The organism is Halorubrum rutilum (genome assembly GCF_024494565.1).
This window is the reverse complement of the sequence record NZ_JANHDN010000009.1, coordinates 1-21,752: the sequence shown is the minus strand read 5'-3', so window position 1 is coordinate 21,752 and position 21,752 is coordinate 1. Positions and strand designations below refer to the sequence as shown.

Here is a 21,752-nt window from a genome sequence, read left to right as displayed (position 1 = left end):
GTCAGTAGAGGCTCCGGAGTTCCTCGGTGATGTCCGCCTTGAGCTCCTCGACGTACTCCTCGTACTCCTCCTGGACGCCGATCCGGTTGATCCGGGGGGCGGCCTCGGTGTCGACGATCTCCTCGACGGGGACGCCGGCGTCGAGCGCCCTGAACGCCTCGTCGCTGAACGTCTCGATCGTCGTCAGCATGAGGTACGTCTTCTCCGGCGGACAGTAGGTGTCCACCGGGTGGAACGCGTTCTGCTGGAGGTACGCCTCGCGCAGGTAGCGGGCGACCTCCAGGGTGAGCTGCTGGTCGTCGGGCAGGGCGTCCTTCCCGACGAGCTGGACGATCTCCTGCAGTTCGGTCTCCTCGTCGAGCACGTCGACCGCCCACTGGCGCTTCTCGGCCCAGTCGTCGGCGACCTCCGCTTCGAACCATGGGTCCAGCTGGTCCTTGTACAGCGAGTACGACTCGTTCCAGTTGATCGACGGGAAGTGGCGGCGCTCCGCCAAGTCCGCGTCGAGCGCCCAGAACGTCTTCACGATGCGCAGCGTGTTCTGGGTGACCGGCTCGGAGAAGTCGCCGCCGGGCGGCGACACCGCGCCGATCGCCGAGACGGACCCTTCCGTCCCGTTGACGTTCTCGAAGTAGCCGGCGCGCTCGTAGAACTGCGCCAGCCGGGCGGCGAGGTACGCGGGGTACCCCTCCTCGCCGGGCATCTCCTCCAGCCGGGAGGAGATCTCGCGCATCGCCTCCGCCCACCGCGAGGTGGAGTCGGCCATCAGCGCCACGTCGTACCCCATGTCGCGGTAGTACTCGGCGATCGTGATCCCGGTGTAGATGCAGGATTCACGCGCCGCGACGGGCATGTTCGAGGTGTTCGCGATGAGCGAGGTGCGGGCCATCAGCGGGTTGCCGTTGGCCGGGTCCTCCAGCTCGGGGAAGTCCTCGATGACCTCGGTCATCTCGTTGCCGCGCTCGCCGCAGCCGACGTAGACGATGATGTCCGCGTCGGCGTACTTCGCGAGCTGGTGCTGGGTGACCGTCTTCCCGGAGCCGAACGGGCCCGGGATCGCGGCCGTCCCGCCCTTCGCGATGGGGAACAGGCCGTCGAGGATGCGCTGCCCGGACACCAGCGGCGTCCGGGGGGTCTTCTTGTTCGCGGAGGGGCGCGCCTCGCGGACGGGCCACTCCTGGTGCATCGAGACGTCCGTCCCGTCGGCGAGCTCGGCCACCGTCTCGGTGACGTCGAACGAGCCCGACTCGACGGCGGTGACCTCGGTGGTCTCGCCCTCCTCCAGGGCGTCCGGCGGCACCATCACCTTGTGGTCGATGGTGACCGTCTCCTCGACGACGCCGACCACGTCGCCGCGGCCGACCTCGTCGCCGACCTCGACGGTCGGCTCGAACTCCCACTCGTCTTCGAGGTCGATGCCGGGCGCGTCGACCCCGCGGTCGAGGTACGGACTGCCCATCTTGCCCTCCAGCACGTCCAGGGGACGCTGGACGCCGTCGTAGATGGCGTCCAGCATGCCCGGACCAAGGTCGACCGACAGCGGCTCGCCCGTGTTCTCGACGGGCTCGCCGGGGGCGACCCCGGAGGTCTCCTCGTACACCTGAATGGTCGTGATGTCGCCTTCGATCTCGATCACTTCCCCCATGAGGCCTTCGTCGCCGACGTAGACGACGTCGTTCATGCGGGCGTCGAGGTCGCGGGCGCTCACGACCGGACCGCTCACGCTCTGGATGACACCGTTTTCGGCCGTGGTGGTCTCCGTGGATTCTGCTTTGCTCATGTTAGTCGTCCTCCTCCATCAGGTCGATCCCGATGGCTCGTTTGATCTGGTCGCGCAGCCCGCCGCTGCCGGCGCCGTCGCCGCCGAGCGTGACGAGCACGGGCTCGATGCTCCCCTCCACCGCCTCGCGGGTCCCCCGCGAGAGGTGGTCGAGGTCGTCGTCGTGCATCACGATAATGCCGGTGTCCTCGTCGTCGAGGGTCCGTTCGACGGCGTCGTCGAGGCGTTCGTCCTTCTCGTCGTCCGGGACGTTCTCGAACTTCCGCACGCCGGCGAGCCGGAACCCGGTGGTGAACTCGGGGCTGCCGACGACGGCGATCTCCTGGCTCATGTTATCACCAGCTCCGATTCGATCTCGTCCGGCGACAGCCCGGCCTCCTTCCCGCGGGCGATCGCCCGGATGTTCTCCACCTCGCGCTCCTTCGCGAGGATGTACGAGATGACCGGGGTGATCGACACCGGGTGGACCGTCCCGAGCCGGTCGCCGTACGCCAGCAGCGCTCGGTCGGTCGCGTGCTCGAACGCGATGAGGCTGTCCGCCTCCTCGAGTTCGCGCAGCGCCGGGCCGAGCTCGTCGGCGTACTGGCTGTCCGCGATGTACTCCACGAGCTCGTCGAGGTTCCGCGCGAGCCGCGCGAGCGACCCGCGGGTGAACAGCTCGCCGCCCTCGATGAAGTACGCCGCGGGGTCGACGTCCGCGCCCGACCGGGCGAGCCGGAGGGCGTTCGTCGCGTTGCGGAAGTCGACCTCCGCCTTGAGGAACGCCTCGTACTGCCGGGTCGGCTCGTCGTCGCCGAGCCCGGAGAGGAGCCGCTCGTAGAACGCGCGGTCGACGGCGTTTTCGAGGGGGACCAGCACGTCCGTCTCCTCGTACTCGGCGTACGCCTCGCGGAGCGGCGGCCCGTAGATCGTGTCCTCCAACGCCTCGACGACGGCGTCGATCGAGTCCGCCTCCAGCAGGCGGCGGATCCGCCGGTCGTCGAACTCGCCGGCGCGGATCAGGTCGACCTCGACGTCGGACTGGTCCGCGTCGGTGTAGACGCCGCGGATGACCGTCTTCACGTTCCACGCGTCGAACTTGCGGAGGTAGCGGGCGATCTGGTCGTACAGCCGCCCCTCGCTCCACTCCAAGATCCCCTCGAACTGCTGAGCGAGGTTCCGGTTCAGCGCGTACTCGATGAGGTCCACGCCGCCGTGGCGGCTCCCGAGGGCGTTGATCTCTCGGCCGTAGCTCGACTCCTCCATGAACCGAGCGATCTCCGCCGGGGTCATGCGGGTCAGCTTGCGGTACTCCTCGTCGCCGTAGAGGCTGCCGCGGCGGGCACGAACCCGCGCGACGACGTACTCTGGGTTCGAGCTCCCGGCGGCGCTCATTGGTCGAACAGTCGCTCCGAGATGCTCTTCAACTCGTCGTCCCAGACCGACTCCAGGACCGAGTCGAACGTGTTGTTCACGCGAACGCGAGAGGTGTCGCTCTCGGCGACGACGCCGCCGAGACAGTCGATCTCGCCGTCGACCTGCGCGTTGCGGTCGGCGACGAGCTCCTCGAGCAGCTCGACGTCCTCGGCGCGGGTGTAGACGGCGACGTCCTCGTCGTCGTCGAACTCCGCGAGGGTCGCGTCGAGCAGCGTCTCGGTCAGCTCGCGCCGTCGGTCGTCGTCGAGGTCGGCGATCGCCGCCTCGACGTCGTCGCGGACGTCCTCCAAGACGTCGCGCCGGGCCCCGAGCCGCTCCTGCTTGGCCTCGAGTTTGGCCGACGAGAGCGCCTGCTCGCGCTCCTGGTCGATCTGTCGGTCGACCTCGGCGAGCCGCTCCTCGCGGATGCGCTCGGCGTCGGCCTCCGCCTCGGCGACGATCTCGTCCGCCTCGGACTCCGCCGCTTCGCGGATCTCCTCTGCACGCGCGCGGGCTTCGTCTCGAACGTCCTCAACGACAGTGTCCAAACTCATTGTGTGGAAAGGGGATGCCGCTCAGACGATGAAGACGACGACGAGTGCGAGGATGACGATCGTCTCGGGAAGCACCGTCAGGATGAGCCCGTTGACGAACAGATCGTCGTCTTCGGCCATCGCGCCGACGGCGGCCGAACCGATACCGCGCTCCGCGTATCCCGCGCCGAGGGCCGCGAGCCCGACCGCGAGGGCGGCTGCGGCGCTAGGGTTGGTCAGCGTTCCACCGGCGGTGGACAGTACGGCGTTCCCGAGTGCGTTGGTAGCTTCAAGCATTGGTAGTAGTTGCGGTTGCTCGTCTCCGAACGGTAGGTAGTTGCCGCCACAGTAGTCATAAAGCTTCCCAAAACGACCGAATAGAGCGGCCGCAGTCGGGGACGGAAACGCGGCTAAAGCGGGCGCGGACCCGCGGACGGCGGCCGGTGTGAGCCGGGCCGAGGGCGCCGAGCGCGGGTCCGAAGCGAGCGGGACGGCCGGCGGGACGTCGCCGCCGGACCGCCTACTCCTCGGTGGTGTACTCCCGGTCGTAGCCGAACGGGAGGTAGCTGTCGCCGCCGCCCTCGTAGAAGTTCCCGAAGAACTCCACGTATTCGAGGCGCACCGCCTGGATGCCGGCGGACGTGACGCCGAGCAGGAGGACGACGACGTGGCCGACGACGGCCACGACGACGCCGGCGACGAGCGCGACGACGCCGACGAGCCCGATCGAGGCGGGGTCGAAGGCGGTCGTCATCCCCGCGAAGACGAGCTCGTAGTCGGCCGTGTTCCGCACCTCGGCGAGGTAGTCGGCGCTGAAGATGAAGTGGAAGCTCCCGTCGCCGCCGCCGTCGATGTACGCGCCGAACGCGAGCAGGTTCACCGCGAGCGCCATCCCGCCCTTCGCGAGCAGCACCGCCATGATCCGGGCGTACGAGATGACGTTGACGATGGGCGAGAGCACCTCCGCGAGCTCCGGGGGCTCACCGATCGCGAGCAGGACGACCCCCGCGAGGACGGCCGCGATGGCGGCGTAGCCGACCGCGACCGGGAAGCCGCCGAACGACACCGCCCCGAAGGTGAGGATCGAGAACGACTCGAAGAGGAAGTCGGGCTTCGGGCCGGGGACGTGCTGGCTGAAGATCCAGACCCACGCGCCGTTGAGGATCAGCAGCCACGAGCCGCCCTCGTACAGCGCGTGCTTGAGGTCGTGCTGCTGGTAGTTGCTCACGAACGAGAGGGCGTGTCCCACGTTCAGGTGGACGAGCCCGAATAGCACGCTCACGACGAGGAACGACAGCGCCCAGTCGATGTCCGCCGGCGAGAGGCCCTTCCCGTCTACAGGCCAGTGAAGGCCGAACAGCTGGTAGGCGTGGTAGCCGAACACGTCGATCCCGAAGTAGATCCCGAACAGGATCGTGAAGCCGCCGGCCCACATCGCGACGGCGCCGAGCTCGCGGAACGCCCCCTCGTACCTGTTGTAGAGGAAGGCGCCGATCCCGGCGTAGAGGACGCCGTAGCCGACGTCGCCGATCATAAACCCGAACATCAGCGGGAACGTGAGGAAGACGAGGAGCGTCGGGTCGAACTCGGTGTACTGCGGCCGCCCGAACCCCTGGACGAGCAGCTCGAAGGGGCCCGCCGCGTCCCCGTTGTCCTGGACGACCGGCGGGTCGTCGTCGCCGTGGGTCGCGTGGCCGCCGTCGGTGGCGGCCGCCTTCTCGACGGTCGCGTCCGCGGCGTCGGTCTCGTCGTCGGTCGCGACCGCGGCGTCGCCCTCGTCCCCGGAGTCGCCGCCGACCGCCTCGGTGTGGTGGTCGCCGTCGGGCGTGAACGAGGCGCGTTCGAGCTCCTCGACCTCGGCGTGGTCGCCGACGGCGTCGGCGATGGTCGCCTCGAAGTCGGGGTAGACCGACGTGGGGATCCACCCCTCGGCGACGAACGCGTTCTCGGTGGTCGCGAACGAGAGCGGCGCCTCCTTCTTCTCGGCCTCGATGGTGAGCTGCTCCTCGGCGCGGAGCAGGAAGCCGGCCGCCTCCTCTCTCACCGCCGCGAGCTCAGCCTCGACCTCGTCGAGGTCGGCGCGGAGCCCCTCGCGCTCGCGCTCCAGCTCCGCGACGTACTCGCTCGGGGTGGCGTCGGCCTCGGGCACCTCCAGCAGCGCGATGTCGACGCCGATGAGCGACTCCTGTAGGACGCCGGCCTCGGCGCCGTCGGCGGGCCTCGCGAAGGCCGCCACGACGCCCCTCCCGGCGAACACCTCGGCGGCCTCGATCCCCTCGGCGTCGGCGAGCGCCGCCTCGACGGCCTCGGGCTTGGCCTCGCCGACGACGACCTCCAGCGAGTCGTAGCCGCGCAGGAGGTCGAGGTCGATACCGAGGTCGGCGAACGGCTCCATGCGGTCGATCTCCTCCTCCCGGTCGCGGATCTCGGCCCGGAGCTCGTCCTGTCGGTCGTTGAGCGCGTTGACGCGCTCGCGGACGTCGGCGAGCTCGCGTTCGAGCGCCTCGTCGTCGACGGCGCGGGCCGCGTCGACCTCGTCGCCCTCGACGTCGAGGACGCTCTCCAGCGAGCGGACGGTGACGAGCCGCTCGTTCACCGCCTCGGCGCCGTCGAGCGACTCGCCGGGCGCGAACCCCTCGTAGCGCTCGTCGTAGTCGGTGACGTGCAGGGAGTGGTGGGCGTACGCCGCCTCGATGACGTCGTCGATGACGCGCTTCGAGCCCGTCACCGACACCTTGCTCATCCGCTCAGGCCTGAGCATCCACCGCCTCCTCGGCCTGTTGTCTCACCGCTTCCTCGAACCGTTCGACCCCGTAGTCGACGGCCGCGTCCACGCGCTCGCGGGCCTCGCGTTCGAGCTCGTCGCGGTCGGACCGGCCCGCTTCGAGGATCTCCTGGCGGCGTTCCTCGATCTCCTCGCGGGCCGCTTCGAGCCGTTCCTCGGCCTCGGACTCCGCCTCCTCCTCGGCCTCCTCGCGGATCGCCTCCGCGCGCTCTCGAGCCTCGGCGAGGCGCTCGTCGGCGTCCGATTCCGCCTCCGCGATGATCTCGTCCGCCTCCCGTTCAGCCTCTTTGATCCGGTCGAGCACCTCTGGTCTGGCCATGCTACTAATCGCCTGAAACTCTACAAGCGACGTATAAGGTGTTTGCGAAAGTTGGCGGGCGTCGCCGGTGATCTCGCCGGGAATCCGAGGGGGATCCCCGGCACCGAGCGCTCTCCGGTCAGGCGCCCGCCGCCCACATTTAAGTACCAGTCGCCGGACCGTCACCGTATGGCAACGGTGTATGCGGTCGCGTCGGCGAAGGGTGGGGTCGGGAAGACCACCACGACCGCGGCGACGGCGACGGTCCTGGCGGGCGCCGGCGCCGACGTCGTCGCGATCGACGCCGACATCGGCATGGCGAACCTCGCGGGCGCGCTGGGCGTGACGCCCGGCGAGACGACGCTCCACAACGTGCTCGCGGGGCAGGCCGAGCCGCTGGACGCGGTCCACGAGGGCCCCGAGGGGCTCCGCGTCGTCCCCGGCGCGACCGACCTCGACGCCTACGCGTCGGCGGACCCCGCCGGGCTCGCCGACGTCGTCGCGGCCTTCGACGACGCCGACTACGTGTTCGTCGACGCCGGCGCGGGGCTCTCGCACGACTCCAGCCTCCCGCTCGCGGTCGCCGACGAGACCCTCCTCGTCTCGACCGCCGAGCGGAGCGCCCTCGGCGACACCGAGAAGACCCGGCAGCTCGCCGAGCGGCTCGGGGGCGCGGTCGCCGGCGCCGCGATCACCCGCGTCGACCCGGACGCCGACCCCGACGGGACGGGCGCCGGGGGACCCGACGACGTCGCCGACGTGCTCGACGCGACGGTCCTCGGCCGGATCCCCGAGGACGACGCGGTGGTGCGGGCGGCGGCCGCGAACCGCCCGCTCCCGACGTTCGCGCCGGACGCGCCCGCGACCCGGGCCTACCGGGATCTCGCCCGGGCGCTGACCGGCGCGGCGGTCGAGGGCGACGGCGTCGGTGACTCCGGCGGCGACGCGGACGATGCCGAGTCGGACGACGGTGAGGGAGACGACGATGCGAGCGACGGCGACGCGAACGACGAGGAGCGGGCGCGGCGGGACCGGGACGCCGGGGGCGACGAGGACATCATCGTCGCCGACGCCGAGTCCGGCGGGCTGAGCGACCCGGGCGACGAGGAGGAGATCATCGTCGCCGACGAGGACCCCGTCTCCGAGGGGGACGCGGCGACGCCCGGCGAGACGGAGACCGTCGGCGAGGGGCGCGTCGACGGCGACGACCTCGAAGCGATGATCGAGGCGGACGAGGCGGACGAGGCGGGGGCGTTCGACGGCGCGGAGTCCGAGGGCGACGGGGCCGACGGCGGGGAATCGACCGACTCGGACGCCGCCGGCGACGAGTCCTCCCCGGGGGAGACGGGGGAGGCCGCGCCGGCGGACGACGACGAACTCGCGGGGAGCGTCCCGTTCCGCGACGACGACACCGGGACGATGAACACCGTCCTCGCGGAGGGCGACGGAGACGGAAACGGGGGCGCTGCGAGCGGTGAGGGGACAGCGGGAAGCGACGAGGAGACGGCGAGCGGCGACGGGGCGGCGAGTGGCGACGAGTCGGCGAGCGGGGGAGAGGCAGCGAGCGGCGACGAGTCCGAGGGCGAGGAGGCGGAGAGCGGCGGCTTCTTCAGTCGGCTGTTCGGTCGATAACGTCCGTCCGACGGTTGTTTTCGGCCGCCGACGGCGGAGCGTCGTCCCGGGTCTTCAGGCCTCGGACGGCGCCGCGGCGCGGTCGCGGATGAGCTCGCGGATCTCCTCGGGGTCGGTGATGCCCGCGAGCTCCTCGCAGGAGACGAGGGCGGTGCCGTCGACCGACTCGCGCTTCTCCTCCTCCTCGGTGAAGTAGACGGACCGCGTGCGGGCGACCTCGCCGATCGAGGACATAATCCGCGCGCGCTTCTCCGCCGCGGGAGTGAACGCCGAGTGGCCGGTGAGCACCCGCGTCTCGGCGCGCTGGTCGTCCTCGGAGACGGCCTTGAACGGCGCGCGGGCGGTCGGGTGGACCGTGAAGCCGGCGTTGGTGAGCACGCCGAGGACGTGCTCGTCGTCGGGGTCGGTGTCCGGCGCCGAGGGGGTCGGTTCCGCGTCGCGCACCTCGTCCGCGCCCTCCAGCACGTCGACCGGGCTGGAGAACGGCTCGTCGAACAGCTCCTCCAGCTGGATCGCGACCTCGATGGAGGCGTTCATCCCGTCCTCGTACTTCGAGACGGTGCGCCGGGAGACGCCGAGCTCGGTCGCGAGCCGGCCGAGCGACCAGCCGCGCTCCTCGCGCTCGTCGGCGAGGAGGTCGCCGTCGAGGCTCACGTAGAGCCCGCCGGGCGCCGCGTAGATGAGCGGCGGCATCCCCTCGACGAACAGGTCGTACCCCGTGTCGGGGTTGATCACCGGGACGCCGTGCCGGAAGTAGACGACGCCGGGCTTCAGCTCCTCGTCGCGGGTTCGGACCCCGATCACCATCGGCGTCGCCTGCAGGTATTCGCCGAGCCGGCGCATCTCCGCGCCGGTCTCCGCGTCGAGCGCGTCGACGTTGCCGAGGATCTTCAGGAGGAGCAGGTCCTCGTCGCGCCGGGCCGCCACGTCGAAGCTCTTGGGCCGGACCGCACACCGGTCGCTGACGAGGAAGCCCGCGTCCTCCAGCATCGCGGTGACGTTTTCGATCAGCGCAGTCCGGGACATACCCGAAGTAAGCGGCTCGCCGTATATATGCGTTGTGTCACTTTGCGCGCGCTCGAAGCCGTCGCCCGCTTGCGGTTTTCCGGAGATACCCGGCGATGCGATTAAATACCGACGGTCGACTCGGCGCCGGTCGGCCGGCGCGGGCGAGGCGAAAGGGGCGGGGACGAGGGGCGACCGGGCGAAAGGGCGTGCCGGGCGAAACCGGTTTGTCGGGGAGCGGACAAGGGCGCGTATGCCCATCGTCGCCGTCGACGATACCGACTCCCGCGAGCGGGGGATGTGCACGACGTACGTCGGCGCGCGGCTCGCGGAGCGGCTCGAAGCCGCCGGAGGGCGAGTCCGCCGCCGGTTCCTCGTCCGGCTGAACCCCGCCGTGAGACACAAGACGCGGGGGAACGCCGCCGTCGCGGTCCACGTCTCCGGCGTCGACGGCGGGGCGGCGTTCGACCTCGCCGCGGAGGCGGTCCGGGAGTTCGCCGCCGCCGACGACCCGCGGACCTCGCCCGGCCTCGTGGTCGCCGACGTCGACGTCGCCGGGGACCCGTTCGCGCCGGGCGCTCTCACGGGCACCCCGGAGGAGGGCGGCGACGCACCGCCGACCTCGGCGGCGAGAATTCCCGACGCGGTCGCCGACTTCGCCCGGCGCGCGCTCCGGCGTCGACTCGCGCTCGACGAGGCCCTCGACCTCGCCGAGGCGCACGGCTACCGCCACGCCGCGTTCGGGACCGGGGGAGAGACGGAGGCGTCGGCCGTCGCCGGTCGGGGTCGGATCGGCGCGCTCGCGGCGGTCGGCGCCCCGGCCGCGTTCGACGACTGGACGGCGGAGCGGATCTCGTACCGCGAGCTGGACCGCTGCGGGACGCCCCGCGAGGTCGACGTCGAGAGCGTCTTCGCCGCGGCCGACGCGGGGTATCCGACCGTCTGGGACACCGTCGACCGCGGGACCGGCGAGGCGGTCTGCGTCCCGAACGCTCCCGGCCCGATCCTCCACGGGATCCGCGGCGACGACCCAGCGGCGTGTCGGGAGGTCGCCGAAGCAATCGAGAGCGAGCCGGTCGAGCGCGCCGCGACCTTCCTCACGAACCAGGGCACCGACGCCCACCTCGCGCCCGGGCGGATCGGCGACCTCCGCGACGGCGCGGGGTACCGGGTCGCCGGCGCGGTCGCGAGCGACCCGGAGACGAGGCGGGGGGGGCACGTCCACGTCGACGTCGCGCCGCCCGGGGCGGCGACCGACACGGGGACGGCCGGGGACGACGCGGGGGCGGCCGGGGGCGACGCGGGGACGACCGGAGGCGACGCGGTTCGCCTCCGGTGCGTCGCGTTCGCGCCGACCGGCCGCTTCCGCGACCGCGTGCGCGCCCTCCGACCCGGCGACCGGGTGACGCTGTGCGGCGAGCACGAGCGGCGCGACCCGGACGGGGGAAGCGCGGAGGAGCCGACCGCGACGCTCAAGCTGGAGAAGTTCGCCGTGCGGGACCTCGTGCGGACCGAGCCGGCCGTGCCGACCTGTCCGGACTGCGGGCGATCGATGTCGTCGGCGGGGCGGGGGCAGGGGTACCGCTGCCGCGACTGCGGGGCCGCCGCGCCCGGGAAGGTCGCCCGCGAGCTCGACCGCGAGCTGGCGCCCGGCTGGTACGAGGTCCCCCCGAGCGCCCGCCGTCACGTCGCGAAGCCGCTCGTCAGGGGCGGGTTCGACGCGCCGGTCCACCCCGAGCGGTGACCGGGCTCAGTCGTCGAGCGCCCGCTCCTCGCGCCACTCGGCGGCGCGGTCGAGCGCGGCCTCGCGGTCGGCGAAGCGCTCGCGCTCGTAGGCCGACGCGTCGGCGGCCTGCTCCATCACGTCGAGCCGGACGACGAACCCGCCGTCGGCGCGCTCGCGGACCCGGACCGTCGCGTAGCCGTCGGCGCGCTCCCACTCGGTGATCGCCTCGTCGTCGCGTCCCAGAGCCCAGCTCATACCACAGAGGACGGACCCGGCGGCTAAAGCGACCCGGTTCGGGCGGGCCGTGGGGCGGGTCGGCGCCGGCGGATCAGGCCCCGTCCGATCGGTCTCCGTCCGGGCCCGTCGCGTGCGAGCAGACCGGACAGACCGCGTAGCCGAGGGCGTCGTACGGGACGGACGCAGACGGGGCGGTCACGGCGCACTCGGGGCAGTCGAACGTCGACGCGTTCTCGGTGCTCATGGCTTCCCGTAGCGCGGCCAGGTATATCGTTACGCGCAGCTTACCGCGCCGTCAAGGAGTCCCTACTTATAAGCGGCCGCCGCGCCGATGGCGTCCATGACCGACGACGTTCACGCCGACCGACGGGGCCGGGCGGCGGCGCGGCTCCGGGAGGTCGAGGCCGACGGGCTCGTCTGCTTCCCGAGCCGGAACCTCCGGTACCTCACCGGGTTCGACGCGGAGCCGAGCGAGCGGCACCTCCTGCTCGCGGTGCCGGCGGCGGGAGACGATGGAGACGGCGCGCCCGCCCTCCTCGTTCCGGAGTTGTACGAGACGCGAGTGCGCGAGGAGACGACGGTCGCCGACGTGCGGACGTGGGCCGACGGCGACGACCCGGTCGCGGCCGCCCGCGACCTCCTCGCCGACCGCGGCCTGCGCGGGGGACGGCTCCTCGTCGACGACACGATGTGGGCGACGTTCGCGCAGGACCTCCGCGCGGCGGCGCCGGACGCGACCTGGGGGCTCGCCAGCGAGGCCCTCGCCGACCTCCGGGCGCGCAAGGACGACGCCGAGCTGGCCGCGCTGCGCGAGGCGGCCGCCGCCGCGGACGCGACCGTGCGCGACCTCCGCGACCTGGGCGCCGACGCGGTCGGGATGACCGAGCGCGAGCTCGCCGAGCGGATCGCCGACCGGCTGGCCGCGCACGGCGGGACGGGCGTCGCCTTCGAGACGATCGTGGGGTCCGGTCCGAACGGCGCGAAGCCGCACCACGGCCACGGCGACCGCGAGATCCGGGCGGGCGAGCCCGTCGTGCTCGACTTCGGCACGCGCGTCGACGGCTACCCCTCCGACCAGACGCGCACGCTCGTCTTCGACGGCGACCCCCCGGCGGAGTACGAGCGCGTCCACGAGGCGGTCCGGGAGGCGCAGGCCGCCGCGGTCGACGCGGTCGAGCCGGGGGTCGCGGCCGGGGCGGTCGACCGGGCCGCGCGGGAGGTGATCGAGGCCGCGGGGTACGGCGACGCGTTCGTCCACCGGACCGGCCACGGGGTGGGGCTCGACGTCCACGAGGAGCCGTACCTCGTCGCGGGCAACGACCGCGAGCTGGAGCCGGGGACGGTCGTCTCGGTCGAGCCGGGGGTCTACCTCGACGGGCGGTTCGGCTGTCGGATCGAGGACCTCGTCGCCGTCACGGCCGACGGTCGGGAGCGGCTGAACGACACCGACCGCGGGTGGCGGTGACCGTCGGCGCCGCACGGCGCGAGTCGAGGCGCTCCGCGCGCGAAGAGCGAACCGGAGGCGCGAAAACGACGGGAGAGGGGGAGCGCGAGGGCTCCGACACCGGGAGACCGGAGCCCGAGGGGAAACACGGGAATCGTGTGCCTACGCCGCAGTCGGACATCCGTGTCGGATCGGATAATTCTAACACCGAATTATTTCGGGTGCGAGAGGCGCCGCCGGACGAGGGGGCGGCCGGTCCGCATCGAAACCATTAGTGTCGCCGGAGCGGAACCGCGGGGCATGAGCGACACCGACGAGGGCGAGGAGAGCGAACCGGTCGTCGAGCTCGGCGAGGGGCCGGACGTGGCGGGCGAGCCGATCGCCCGCGTCGCGTCCCGGCTCACGTGGCCCGCGAAGCGCAGCGACGTGGTGGCCCAGGAGGGTGACGCTACGGTTCGAAGCCCGGAGGGGCCGCGCGACCTCGACGAGGTCCTCGCGGCGTCCGAGGTGCCGCTGTTCGAGAGTCGCAGCGAGTTCGTCGCCGAGGTGGAGGAGCTCGTCGGTCGCGGCCCGGTCGCGACCGAGTAGCCGCCGCTCCGTCCCGCCTCGCTCCGTCCCGCACTGCTCCGCCCCGCACTGCTCCGCCCCGCTCCGTTCCGCGCCGCTCCCGCGCCGCCGCGGCCTTTTTGTTCCGGCGAAGCGCAGTCGCGGTATGGCGATCCCCTTCGATCCGCACGAGCTGGACCCCGAGGAGTACGGCGAGACGCGGGCGACGCTGTCGACCGACCACGAGTCCGCGATCGAGCGCGTCCGCGAGGTCTGTCTCGACGCCGGCTTCGGGATCCCGGTCGAGTTCTCCCCGTCCGAGATGCTGAACGAGAAGGTCGACGCCGACCGCGACCCGTACTACGTCCTCGGCGCCTGCAACCCGAGGATGGCGGACCGCGCGCTCGACGCGACCGACAAGCGCATCGGGGGGCTGTTCCCCTGCAACATGATCGTCTGGGAGGTGTCGCCCGGCGAACAGGTCGTCTACCACGTCTCGATCATGAAGATCGCGCGTCTCCTCGGGATGCCCGTCGACGACGAGGAGATGGACGCGATCGTCGCGGAGACCGGCGAGATGGTCGACGCCGTGTTCGAGGAACTGGCGGAAGGAGAGAAGTAGACGGCTTCTCCGCGATTACCGATAGTTGCTGAGAGCGTCGGGAGCGACGTATAGCGCGAACAGCCGGTGCGGTGGCGCGCGCCTCCGAGTGGCCGCCACCGGCGGCCACGAGGAGCGCCGCGCGAGGGAGTCGGTCGGCCGGAGCGAAGCGACGGCCGACCGACAAGGCTGGGGAGGCGTGAGGCTGCGGTGGCGTGCTGGGCGGGTGGGGACTCAAAGGGGCAGCCGGGAGGACGGCACAGGCGACGCAAGCACCGCAGGGAGGGAGCGAACGAAGTGAGCGACCGAGTGAGGAGCGCAGCGAGCGTGCGCCGTCCTCCCGGCTGGGGCTTTGGACGTGTTCGCCACAGAGCCGATGTCAACACCGTATAGCCGAGCGGCTGGGGCTTTGGAATGATTCACCGCAGAGAAACCGGTCACGGATAACCGACCGGTCGGAACTTCGGAGACGTTCTCCGCCGATCCGCCGTCGGTCGCTTACAGACGCTCGCCACCCCTATCGCCCACGTCGCGATCCAACCACGAGACCGCGACCGACTCGAACGGCCCGGAGTACTGCATCAGCGTCGTCCCGAGCACCGCCATCACGAGCACGTAGCCGACCGCGAACGCGTTGATCGTCGCGGCCAGCGCCGGGTCGAACGTCCCGGCGTTCGCCCCGCTCACGGCGACCGTCGCGATGATCAGCGAGAACTCCCCGCGGGTCGTCATCCCGAGCGCGACGCGGGTCGACCGCTTGGCGTTCAGGTCGAACGCGCGCCCGGCGAGGAAGCCGGTGACGAGCTTCGTCGGGGTCGTCACGAGGACCGCGAGCGCGACCAGCGCCGCCACGCCGCCGAACAGCAGCGGGTCGGTGACGAGCCCGATCCAGAAGAAGAACACCGCCGCGAACGTGTCGCGGACGGGTTCGAGCAGCGTCTCGATCTCGTGGGCGTAGTCGGTCGAGGCGAACGCCATCCCGACGAAGAAGGCGGCGACCGCCTCGCTGACGCCGAGCGCGAGCGCCGCGCCGGCGACGAGCACCACGGTCGCGATCGACCGGAGCGCGACGAACTCCTTGTTGTCCGTCGCCACCAGCCGGTCGAACGCCGGCGCCCCGAACCGGACGACCCCGAGCAGCGCAAGGATGAACCCGATCGCGATCCCCACGTCGACGGCGGCCGCGCCGACGTCGCCGCCGCCGAGCACCAAGGCGGACGCGACGGCGAGGTAGACGGCGATGAACAGGTCCTCGTAGACGAGGGTGCCGAGCAGCGGCTCGGCCTCGTCGTTGGCGATCCAGCCGAGGTCGATGAGCGACTTCGTGATCACCGCCGACGAGGAGATGTAGACGATCCCGGCGACGAGGAACGCCGGGAGGGGCGCGCCGAAGACGAGCCACCCGAGGACGAGCCCGGCGCCGAAGTTCGCGAGGTCGATCGTCCCCGCCGCCCCGATCGGCCGCCGCCGCGCGAGCAGGCGGTCGAGGTTGAACTCGAGGCCGAGGAAGAAGAGGAGGAAGACGATCCCGAGCTCCGCGCCGAGCGCGATGAACTCCGTCTCGGGGACGTGGACGGTCCCGACCGCCGGGAGCGCGACCCGTCCGAGGACGAACTCGCCGAGGAGCATCCCGGCGACGATGTAGAAGGGGATCACGGACTGGCCGAGGCGGTTCGCGAGCGCGCCGGCGACCGCGACCGCGGCGAACATGACGCCGACGTCGAGCAGCGCCACTACCGGTCACCCTCGAAACGGCCGACCGGTGGGATCGGTCCGGGGAAGGCGCGGCCGCTCATTCGGTGAGGAGCGCCTCGAACGCCGCGCAGTTCTCCGGCGTCCCGACGCCGATGACCGTGTCGCCCTCGCGGAGCGCGGTGTCGGCGGTCGGGCTGTCGATGACCTCGCCGTCGCGCTGGATCGCGACGACCGCGAGCCCGGTGCGGTTGCCGACGTCCGCGCTCGCCAGCGTCTCGCCGATCAGCGGCGAGCCCGGCTGGAGCTCGTACCACTCCAGGAGGATTCCGCCGGGGAGCGTCGTCTCCTGCGTGTCGGGCTCGACCGGCTGGAAGTAGGCGCCCTCGATGATCGAGCCGATCTTGCGGGCGAGGTCGTCCGAGAACTCGAAGGCCTTCTCCGAGTCGGCGTCCGGGTCGGGGCGGCGGAACACCTCGCGTTTCCCCGTGTTGTGGATGACGACGACCATCTCGCCGTCGTCGAGCTCGATCTCGAACTTCTTCCCGACGCCCGGGAGGTCGGATTCGCGGATCGTCATACCGGGGAGAGCGACGCCCGACGTATAGCTGTACGCGTCCCGCGACGCCCGGGCAGCGCGAGCGCGCCGCGCGGTCCCTCGCACCAAACGCTAAGTGGGGAGGGTCCGAGGGAGCTATCATGTGGCGCTCCCGGAAGAGCCGGGACCGGCGGTCGGTGACCTGTATCGCGTGCGGCGACTCGCTGCTGCGCGAGGACGCGCGCGAGTACGACAAGGAGGGGAACCGCTGGAACCGGCGCGACAAGGAGTTCGAGTACCTCTGTACCGACTGCGACGACGAGCTCTGCCACCAGCCCCGCGACGGGCTGGAGTCGCTGGTCTGTTCGATCGAGGCCGACGGGCTCTCGCGAGAGGAGTTCCTCGCCCGATATACCGACGCGGTCGCGGGCGACGGGGGCGCCGACGAGGGCGGCGCCGGCGCGACCGGGTCTCGCGGCCGCTCCGACCGCTCCGACCGCGATCGGGAGCCGTCGGACCGCGACCGCTAGCGCGCGTATTCGACGACTCTCCGCCCCGTCTCGACAGGGCACCCCGTCCGTCCGGCCTCGACGCGCCGCTAACCCCGACAGGCCTTTCTAACGGACCCGCGTTGGTCCCGGTATGTCAGACGACGAGCCGAAACCGGGGTCCGCCGAGGACCAGGGTCCCGTGACGATAACGCCGGAGCTCGCGGACCGCCTCGCCGAGAAGCGGACGGAGCTGTTCGAGGAGTTCGAGATCCCCGACGAGTTCCCGAGCGAGGTCCTCCGCGAGGCCGAGACGCGGACGGAGGGCGTCTACGACGAGATCGAGGCCGAGATCAACGAGCGCGAGGACCTCCGGGACCTCACGACGTGGACCACCGACCCGATCGACGCGCAGGACTTCGACGACGCGATCTCGATCGAGCGCGAGGAGGGCGCCTACCGGCTGTGGGTCCACATCGCCGACGTCACCCACTACGTCACGCCCGACACGGCGATGTGGGAGGAGGCGGTGAAGCGGGCGAACACCGTCTACCTGCCCGACTACACGATCCACATGCTCCCGCCGGTGCTCGCGGAGACCGTCTGCTCGCTCGTCCCCGACGAGGACCGGCTCGCGCACACCGTCGAGATGGAGATCGACGACGAGACCCTCTCGTTCGAGGACATCGACATCTACAAGTCCGTCATCAACTCCGACGAGCGGCTCACCTACAAGCAGTGCGAGGAGCGGTTAGAGGACCCCTCGCTCCCGCTCGGCGAGGAGAACCGGCTCGCCTTCGAGCTCGCCGACCGGATGCACGAGCAGCGCAAGGAGGACGGCTCGCTCGTGTTAAACCCGCGCCGCGACCGCGCGCACACCATCATCGAGGAGTCGATGCTGAAGGCGAACAAGGCGGTGACGCACACCCTGATGTGGGACCGCGGCGTCGAGGCGATGTACCGCGTCCACCCGCAGCCGACGCCGGACCAGTGGAACGAGGCGCTGAAGGAGATCCAGGAGCTCGACTCCGTCTCCATCCCCGGCAGCGCGTGGGGCGACGATCCTCGGAAGGCGGTCAACGCCGCCCTCGAAGAGTCGCCCGGCCGCCAGCTCGACAAGATCCAGCGCGCCGTGCTGAAGGTGATGCCCCGCGCGAAGTACATGAACGACCCGTTCGGGGGCCACCACGCGCTCAACTTCGACATCTACGGCCACTTCACCTCGCCCATCCGCCGGCTCTCGGACACGATCAACCACTGGATCGTCCACGAGAACGACGTGCCGGAGAACCTCGTCGAGCTGTGCGACCACGCCAGCGACCGGCAGAAGGACGGCGAGACGGTCGAGCGCCTCTACAAGCAGTTCCTCCAGGAGCAGGGGCTCGACCCCCACGCGGTGAACAACCGCGGCGTCGAGGTCGTCGACGACGAGGAAGAGGCGAAACACACCGTCTGAGCGGCCGAGACCGACCGGGCCGAGTTTCTCCCCCTGTCCCCGGCCGGCGAAGCGTATAGACCGCCGGAGCCCCTACCCGCCGGTATGACCGCTCACGACCGCGACGAGGGCCGCGCCGCCGATCGGATCGCCGACCGAGACCGCACCCGGTCCGAACGGGAGGCGGAGCGGGCCGCCACCCTCGGGGGGTTCACCGGCGCCGTGCTCGGCGCTCGGGGCGGCCCGGTCGGCGCCGGGATCGGCGCCTTCCTGGGCGGATCGACCGGCTACGCCGTGGGCTACGCGCTGAGCGAACTGGAGGGGAACCGCGGCGAACCCCGGGAGACGACGCTCGACGACTACGCGGACGCGGCGGACGTGCCGGAGGGGGAATCACACGGCGAGCACGGGGACGACGGACCGGTCCGCATCGAGGTCGGCGAGGAGGGCGACGTCGACGGAAACGACGCGGTCGACGAGGAGACCGACGGAGACGAGCGCGACGAGGAAATCGACAGGGAGGAAGGCGGCGACCACGAGGACGATCACAGCGACGACCGATCCGAGGGATGATCCGAACGCGCGACGCGCGATCCTAATCCGGTCGGGTCGCGAACCGGGCGACCGCGGCCGCCGAGAGCGCGCCCATAGCCGCGATCCCGGCGAGGACGAGGAACAGCTCGCGGGGGCCGGCGCGGGTGAGGACCGTCCCGGCGAGCGCGGCGCCGAGCGATCCGACGCCGAAGATCCCGAGGTAGGTGTAGCCGAACGAGATCCCGCGCGCCTCGCTCGGCGAGTAGGCCGCGACCGTCGCCTGCGAGAGGGGCTGGACCGTGAACAGCGCGACGCCGAGCGCGAGCGAGACCGCGAGGAACGTCGCGGTGCCGCCGCTGGCGGGAACGAACAGCAGCGCGAGGACCGCCAACACCGACATCAGGACGATCAGGCCGCGCTCCGGGGGCATCCGGTCCGCGATCCGGCCGCCGAGGTACTGGCCGAAGACGCCGACGGTGAGGATCGCGACGTAGAGGTACCGCGCGACGTCGAACTCCTCGGCGTACGGGCTCTCCGGGTCGATGAGCTGGACGTCGATGAGTCCGCCGAGGACGTCGCCGAGGAGGTCCGGCAGGAACGTGAGGAACGTCCGGTAGTAGAGCCCGCTGAAGGTGACGAACGCGAAGACGATCAGGAACCCCCCCGCGAGCAGCACGCGCGTGTCGTCGGCGATCGTCGACAGCGAGACCTCGCCCTTCGCGCCGCCGCTCCCGGCGGCGTCCGGGTTTTCGTCGTCTCCCTCCCCGCCGTCGGTGGCCGCGGGGTCCGGTAACGCCGCGTCAACGTCGACGGTGACCCCGTAGGCGGCGACGGCGACCGCCGGCAGCGTGAGCGCGGCCGCGACGATCCGCCAGTCGAACGCCAACAGGAGCAGCGCGGTCGCAAGCGGGCCGAGCGCGATCCCGAGGTTGCCGCCGATCCCGTGGTAGCCGAGCGCGGTCCCGCGCTGGTCCACCGACTTCGAGAGCAGCGACAGCCCCGCGGGGTGGTAGACGCTCGCGGTGACGCCCCAGACGCCGACGGCGAGCGCGAGGGCGACGAGGTTCGGCGCGACGCTCACGAGGAGGAACGACCCCGCCATCCCGGCGAGGCAGGCGAGGATGACCGGCTTGGAGCCGAACCGGTCGACGACGATGCCGCCCGGGAGCGCGCCCACGCCGAACAGCCCGTAGCCGACCGTCGAGACGAGTCCGAGGGCGGCCGCGGTCGTCGAGAACTCGGCGATCCACACCGTCAGCAGGATCGGGATCGAGAGCTCGTACGTGTGAACGAGCCCGTGCGACCCGGCAGTGAACGCCACGATCCGTCGCTCGGCGGGGTCCATCGCGTGGTCGTTCCCCCCGCCCGGTGATAGCTTCGGGGGTTGGCGACGGGGTTGCCGCGAGGGCGGCTACGCGAAGTTGAGCGACGTGTACACCAGCAGCCCGACGGCGACCACGGTGACGAGCACCAGCCAGCCGATCATGATCGCGCCCATCTGGCGATGCGAGAGGTTCGTTCCCTCGAGTATCTCTGAGACGCCCATGTCCCGACCGATTCGCCGAGAGTATTTAATCGCTTTCAACGGACCGAGACCGGCGGTTCGCGGGGGCTACCGCTCGACGTGCGCGAGGCGGCACATCCGCGGAAGCCCACGCGAAACGAAGCCGCTGCGATCCCCGAATATCGGGGGAACCCGACGCCGGTAGTTTCGGAACGTGAATCGCACGACCCTACGGACGTATCCGCGAATGCGTCCGCGCGTAGCTAATTTTCGGCGTTGATATTTATGCCAGTAACTACATAAGTGGTTCCGACGTACAGTATGGTAACCAGCTAACCGATCGGAACGGAGCGGCCGTTTCGTCGGTGGATCGCTGGGTTCAAACAATGAAACCAAGCAACCTATTCAAATCGGACGACCGCGCGGTGAGTCCCGTGATCGGAGTCATCCTCATGGTCGCGATCACTGTGATTCTGGCCGCCGTCATCGGGACGTTCGTGCTCGGACTGGGCGATCAAGTAAGTGATACCGCACCGCAGGCGAGTTTCACCATCGATGGCAACAATTCGTCGGTCATCAACGTAACAAAGACCGGCGGACAGACAATTGACACGGCAGATCTCACGCTCTCCGTAGATGGTCAGGTCGCAAGTAGTAGCATTGATCAGGGGACTTGGGAGACTGGAGAGCAAAAATCACTAGACTACAGTAGTATTACTTCTCCTAGTGGGGAAGTGGTAGTCCGGATAATCCATGACCCGAGCGGAAACGTAATCTTAGAACAGAATTACGACTTCAGCTAGTCAAGTAGTTTATTTACTTTATTAGTCGGCTTTATTCTCATTCTGTAGTAAAGGCTGATTACATCGGTGTTGAACTAGTATGAGGTTACAGGATCTAATTCATGATAATTTATAAATAATTTTGGACTGATCAGGTTCATGAGCGCGGCGTCAACTGCGATAGTCATTGATACCACCCGCTAGAGTCTCACGTTTTTGAAATAGCGTTCATGCCCTCTGGTAATATTGAGCATATTTTTACAGGTGACTTATTCTATACTGCATGTACCGAGGTGATCTAATCATTCTAAAGTAACTGAACTGGCTCGAATTAAACTAGCACCACCAAATTGACCACAATCGTGTCTAATATCAACCGCAATCTGGGGTTATTCACATACCTCACACACTGGTCAATCCAAGGGAGGTGCGTAGATTGCAGAATCAAAAGCGTCCATGTCAAATATTAGGAGATCGTGTTGAGAGCTACATTTCAGCGGTGTTCACCGAATTCCCTCTGGAGAGTCTGAGATTGTTTTGTTAGCGATTGCCCGAACGACATCTTTCACTCAGATCGTGGATCTTCTTTTTTCAAAAAATCCGGTGCGAAACGTCGTTAATAGCCTTTCCTCTCGCCGTTTGAGCACCTCCGCAAAAACGAGGGGCTGCTATGGACTCGCGGGGGACCGATCGACCCGCGCGGAAGGATCCACTGACGGCACGGCCTTCATTTGGTCACCTCGCGGATGACGCGACGGCGAACCTTCATGCGCTCGCGTTCCGACCGCTTGTCGTAG

23 protein-coding genes are annotated in these 21,752 nt (G+C 70.0%); 9 read left to right on the top strand and 14 right to left on the bottom strand.

Annotated features, from left to right (window positions below; genetic code table 11):
- Position 1: 1 nt before the first annotated feature.
- The 7 genes from NO900_RS16030 to ahaH all read right to left on the bottom strand — a co-directional run bounded on the left by NO900_RS16030 (position 2) and on the right by ahaH (position 6,812).
- Positions 2–1,780 (bottom strand): V-type ATP synthase subunit A, encoded by a 1,779-nt coding sequence (locus tag NO900_RS16030; protein ID WP_256410032.1) that lies wholly within the window; start codon positions 1,778–1,780, stop codon positions 2–4.
- A gap of 1 nt (position 1,781) precedes the next feature.
- On the bottom strand, positions 1,782–2,111 hold the full coding sequence (locus tag NO900_RS16025) for a V-type ATP synthase subunit F (protein WP_092566743.1): 330 nt from the start codon (positions 2,109–2,111) through the stop codon (positions 1,782–1,784).
- Positions 2,108–3,154: a V-type ATP synthase subunit C gene (locus NO900_RS16020; RefSeq protein WP_256410031.1), complete on the bottom strand. Its 1,047-nt coding sequence runs from the start codon at positions 3,152–3,154 to the stop codon at positions 2,108–2,110. The genes NO900_RS16025 and NO900_RS16020 overlap by 4 nt, the downstream gene beginning before the upstream one ends.
- The gene (locus NO900_RS16015) at positions 3,151–3,729 is read right to left on the bottom strand and encodes a V-type ATP synthase subunit E (protein ID WP_256410030.1); all 579 of its coding nucleotides are present in this window, start codon (positions 3,727–3,729) and stop codon (positions 3,151–3,153) included. The genes NO900_RS16020 and NO900_RS16015 overlap by 4 nt, the downstream gene beginning before the upstream one ends.
- 21 nt (positions 3,730–3,750) lie before the next feature.
- Positions 3,751–4,005 carry a hypothetical protein gene (locus NO900_RS16010; RefSeq protein ID WP_092565591.1) on the bottom strand — a complete coding sequence of 85 codons (255 nt, stop codon included), beginning with the start codon at positions 4,003–4,005 and terminating at the stop codon, positions 3,751–3,753.
- 223 nt (positions 4,006–4,228) lie between these two features.
- Positions 4,229–6,451, bottom strand: a complete 2,223-nt coding sequence (locus NO900_RS16005) for a V-type ATP synthase subunit I (RefSeq protein WP_256410062.1) — start codon at positions 6,449–6,451, stop codon at positions 4,229–4,231.
- A 4-nt stretch (positions 6,452–6,455) separates the two neighbouring features.
- Entirely contained in the window at positions 6,456–6,812 is a 357-nt protein-coding gene (gene ahaH / locus NO900_RS16000; RefSeq protein ID WP_256410029.1) for an ATP synthase archaeal subunit H, read from the bottom strand.
- A gap of 168 nt (positions 6,813–6,980) precedes the next feature.
- Here ahaH and NO900_RS15995 point away from each other — a divergent pair, with 168 nt between their 5' ends.
- Positions 6,981–8,423, top strand: coding sequence for a nucleotide-binding protein (locus NO900_RS15995; protein ID WP_256410028.1), 1,443 nt, complete (start codon positions 6,981–6,983; stop codon positions 8,421–8,423).
- 54 nt (positions 8,424–8,477) lie between these two features.
- Here NO900_RS15995 and NO900_RS15990 read toward each other — a convergent pair whose 3' ends face one another.
- Complete coding sequence (locus tag NO900_RS15990) at positions 8,478–9,449, bottom strand: transcriptional regulator (RefSeq protein ID WP_256410027.1); 972 nt, start codon at positions 9,447–9,449, stop codon at positions 8,478–8,480.
- Between the two features lie 232 nt (positions 9,450–9,681).
- Here NO900_RS15990 and NO900_RS15985 point away from each other — a divergent pair, with 232 nt between their 5' ends.
- On the top strand, positions 9,682–11,172 hold the full coding sequence (locus tag NO900_RS15985) for a tRNA(Ile)(2)-agmatinylcytidine synthase (protein ID WP_256410026.1): 1,491 nt from the start codon (positions 9,682–9,684) through the stop codon (positions 11,170–11,172).
- A 6-nt stretch (positions 11,173–11,178) separates the two neighbouring features.
- On the opposite strand, the gene NO900_RS15980 is transcribed toward NO900_RS15985, so the two are convergent.
- Together NO900_RS15980 and NO900_RS15975 are read right to left on the bottom strand one after the other, a co-directional pair.
- Entirely contained in the window at positions 11,179–11,409 is a 231-nt protein-coding gene (locus NO900_RS15980; protein ID WP_256410025.1) for a DUF7543 family protein, read from the bottom strand.
- A gap of 73 nt (positions 11,410–11,482) precedes the next feature.
- A complete protein-coding gene (locus NO900_RS15975; protein ID WP_256410024.1) occupies positions 11,483–11,635 on the bottom strand; it encodes a hypothetical protein in 153 nt (50 codons plus the stop codon).
- A gap of 96 nt (positions 11,636–11,731) precedes the next feature.
- On the opposite strand from NO900_RS15975, the gene NO900_RS15970 reads away from it, so the two are divergent.
- The 3 genes from NO900_RS15970 (at position 11,732) to NO900_RS15960 (ending at position 14,003) form a co-directional block, all read left to right on the top strand.
- Positions 11,732–12,856, top strand: coding sequence for an aminopeptidase P family protein (locus NO900_RS15970; protein WP_256410023.1), 1,125 nt, complete (start codon positions 11,732–11,734; stop codon positions 12,854–12,856).
- Positions 12,857–13,135: 279 nt separating this feature from the next.
- Complete coding sequence (locus tag NO900_RS15965; RefSeq protein WP_256410022.1) at positions 13,136–13,423, top strand: DUF5789 family protein; 288 nt, start codon at positions 13,136–13,138, stop codon at positions 13,421–13,423.
- A gap of 124 nt (positions 13,424–13,547) precedes the next feature.
- Positions 13,548–14,003, top strand: coding sequence for a DUF302 domain-containing protein (locus tag NO900_RS15960; protein WP_256410021.1), 456 nt, complete (start codon positions 13,548–13,550; stop codon positions 14,001–14,003).
- Positions 14,004–14,480: 477 nt separating this feature from the next.
- Here the strand turns inward: NO900_RS15960 and NO900_RS15955 are convergent, their stop codons facing one another.
- Positions 14,481–15,716, bottom strand: a complete 1,236-nt coding sequence (locus tag NO900_RS15955; RefSeq protein ID WP_256410020.1) for a cation:proton antiporter — start codon at positions 15,714–15,716, stop codon at positions 14,481–14,483.
- Positions 15,717–15,774: 58 nt separating this feature from the next.
- Positions 15,775–16,254 carry a cation:proton antiporter regulatory subunit gene (locus NO900_RS15950; protein WP_256410019.1) on the bottom strand — a complete coding sequence of 160 codons (480 nt, stop codon included), beginning with the start codon at positions 16,252–16,254 and terminating at the stop codon, positions 15,775–15,777.
- Positions 16,255–16,373: 119 nt separating this feature from the next.
- Here NO900_RS15950 and NO900_RS15945 point away from each other — a divergent pair, with 119 nt between their 5' ends.
- From NO900_RS15945 to NO900_RS15935, 3 genes are all read left to right on the top strand, one after another.
- The gene (locus NO900_RS15945; RefSeq protein ID WP_256410018.1) at positions 16,374–16,742 is read left to right on the top strand and encodes a DUF7562 family protein; all 369 of its coding nucleotides are present in this window, start codon (positions 16,374–16,376) and stop codon (positions 16,740–16,742) included.
- A 112-nt stretch (positions 16,743–16,854) separates the two neighbouring features.
- Positions 16,855–18,156, top strand: coding sequence for a ribonuclease catalytic domain-containing protein (locus NO900_RS15940; protein WP_256410017.1), 1,302 nt, complete (start codon positions 16,855–16,857; stop codon positions 18,154–18,156).
- Between the two features lie 84 nt (positions 18,157–18,240).
- Positions 18,241–18,708 (top strand): hypothetical protein, encoded by a 468-nt coding sequence (locus NO900_RS15935; protein WP_256410016.1) that lies wholly within the window; start codon positions 18,241–18,243, stop codon positions 18,706–18,708.
- Positions 18,709–18,730: 22 nt separating this feature from the next.
- Here the strand turns inward: NO900_RS15935 and NO900_RS15930 are convergent, their stop codons facing one another.
- Positions 18,731–20,014, bottom strand: a complete 1,284-nt coding sequence (locus NO900_RS15930; protein ID WP_256410015.1) for an MFS transporter — start codon at positions 20,012–20,014, stop codon at positions 18,731–18,733.
- Between the two features lie 66 nt (positions 20,015–20,080).
- Entirely contained in the window at positions 20,081–20,215 is a 135-nt protein-coding gene (locus tag NO900_RS15925; RefSeq protein ID WP_255310119.1) for a hypothetical protein, read from the bottom strand.
- A 344-nt stretch (positions 20,216–20,559) separates the two neighbouring features.
- On the opposite strand from NO900_RS15925, the gene NO900_RS15920 reads away from it, so the two are divergent.
- Complete coding sequence (locus NO900_RS15920) at positions 20,560–20,976, top strand: type IV pilin domain-containing protein (RefSeq protein ID WP_256410014.1); 417 nt, start codon at positions 20,560–20,562, stop codon at positions 20,974–20,976.
- Positions 20,977–21,752 lie beyond the last annotated feature (776 nt).